General features: G+C 34.3%; 5 protein-coding genes. All 5 read left to right on the forward strand.

Annotated features, from left to right (window positions below):
- The coding region (locus DWV06_RS12510) for a YopX family protein (protein ID WP_115482537.1) at positions 1-359 on the forward strand (359 nt) is incomplete at its 5' end.
- A gap of 5 nt (positions 360-364) precedes the next feature.
- Positions 365-679, forward strand: a complete 315-nt coding sequence (locus DWV06_RS12515; protein WP_115482538.1) for a hypothetical protein — start codon at positions 365-367, stop codon at positions 677-679.
- On the forward strand, positions 676-1,143 hold the full coding sequence (locus DWV06_RS12520) for a DUF551 domain-containing protein (protein WP_162300629.1): 468 nt from the start codon (positions 676-678) through the stop codon (positions 1,141-1,143). Before DWV06_RS12515 ends, DWV06_RS12520 begins: the two co-directional genes overlap by 4 nt.
- Positions 1,136-1,417: a hypothetical protein gene (locus tag DWV06_RS12525; protein ID WP_115482540.1), complete on the forward strand. Its 282-nt coding sequence runs from the start codon at positions 1,136-1,138 to the stop codon at positions 1,415-1,417. The genes DWV06_RS12520 and DWV06_RS12525 overlap by 8 nt, the downstream gene beginning before the upstream one ends.
- Before the next feature lie 3 nt (positions 1,418-1,420).
- Positions 1,421-1,579, forward strand: coding sequence for a hypothetical protein (locus DWV06_RS18410; RefSeq protein WP_155522635.1), 159 nt, complete (start codon positions 1,421-1,423; stop codon positions 1,577-1,579).
- Positions 1,580-1,720: the final 141 nt, after the last annotated feature.

Consider the following 1,720-nt stretch of genomic DNA (forward strand, 5'->3'; position numbering starts at 1 on the left):
GAGAGATAAAGTTTAGAGCATTTGACAAAGCAAGCGGTCTCATGTTTGGCATTGACGGGTTTGATAAAAAATATGTGTGGGGATATAAAGCAGGAGTACAAATCAAAGTCGAAATAAGTGAAGTGATATTAATGCAATATACAGGCTTAAGCGACAAAAACGGAAAAGAGATTTGCGAGGGGGATATTTGCATAGGAAAACGTGGAGGTTCGTCATATGCATTTGAAGTTAAATGGGATGAAATTGATACACGTTTTCTAGGGTATACAAGCAGTGGGTACATATGTTATGTAGGGCAAGAACCAAGTGTTGAAGTAATTGGCAATATTTACGAGAATCAAGAGTTAATAAAGGAGTGATAAACATGGAAGTATTAGAAAGAGCAATAGAACGGATAAAAAGAGGAATTCAGATGGCTATAGATGTTCAGGACGAAAGGATTGTGGAGGAGCTTAGAATCACGTTGGTAGCGTTGGAGGAAAAGAAGGAAAAGGAGAGTAAGCAGAAACCAATTAGAGTAAAAAAGGCAAAGGAACATCAGGAAAAAGCAGGATATAAGCATAGATGTCCCAATTGTAATTGTGCTGTTGGTTACATAGAACGAAAAAAATTATATGAGGAATGTTGCCAATACTGTGCAACATGCGGACAAAGATTAGATTGGAGCGAAAACGAATGAATGAGATTGAAGCAATTAATATATTAAAAAGAATAGAAGTACATAGGAATCCAATGAGCAATATTCATCTTATGCCATTTGAAAGAGAAGCTATTGACTTAGCAATCCAAGCACTAGAGGAAAAGTTGAATAATAGATGGATTCCAGTAAGTGAGAGGTTACCAGAGTCAGAACAAGAAGTTGAGTTGTCTGTAAAGCGAATTACAGATTTTGGTACATATCGTTTTACTGTAAGAGGCTTTTACGAAGATGGGAATGTTTGGAATGAGGATAGTTTTTGTTGTTGGGAATATGAAAAAAATGTGCATGAACTAGACAAAGAAAAGAATGATTTCAAAATACCAGAAGGTTGGTGGGAACTATCAACTTATGCAGACGAATATTGCATACATTTGATTGATGATTATGTCATGGCATGGCGAGAATTGCCAGAACCATATAAAGAGGGTGAAACGAATGAATGAGATATTAAAGAGCATAGAAAAAGAAATTTTCCAAACCGCTAGAACGGTGTCTGTGAATGGTAGCACATATGTTTCGTTTAATGATATTAGAGTAATAATGCATATTTATGCTACCGACAAAGATGTCGGGATAAAAACCAGAGGAGATATAATCCGAGAGAGCAACGAGAGTTTAGCAATATATATAGAATCTGTAATTTCAATTGTTTCAGATGAGGATGCAATTAATAAAGAAGAAATACTAGAATACCTAAACCAAGTAGAGGAGGAATAAGAAGTGGAAAAAGTGTCAGAAATATTAAACGAACTGTCTAGAGAAAATTCAATGAGGAGAAACGAAGAAATGAATATAATAAATTCTTTCTATGAAGGATACGAGAAGGGCATAACTGATTTATCTAAAAGAATTGAATATGCTTTGCAAGAGGAGGGATAACGTAGAGACTAAACTATATACATAATATAAAATATATGATATAACTATAAAAAAGAACTTTGACAACTTAATATTGGTTAGTGGTATAATAAACAAAAGGAGCGTGATACTGTGAAAAATAACTTTGAAAGACTCAAACAA

Origin of the sequence: Anaerosacchariphilus polymeriproducens, assembly GCF_003363435.1 — a bacterium.
Lineage (GTDB): Bacteria > Bacillota > Clostridia > Lachnospirales > Lachnospiraceae > Anaerosacchariphilus > Anaerosacchariphilus polymeriproducens.

What these genes read in the sequence shown, in the direction of transcription:
- DWV06_RS12515 (WP_115482538.1), top strand. Translation starts at nt 365, where the DNA reads ATGGAAGTATTAGAAAGAGCAATAGAACGGATAAAAAGAGGAATTCAG.
- DWV06_RS12520 (WP_162300629.1), top strand. Translation starts at nt 676, where the DNA reads ATGAATGAGATTGAAGCAATTAATATATTAAAAAGAATAGAAGTACAT.
- DWV06_RS12525 (WP_115482540.1), top strand. Translation starts at nt 1,136, where the DNA reads ATGAATGAGATATTAAAGAGCATAGAAAAAGAAATTTTCCAAACCGCT.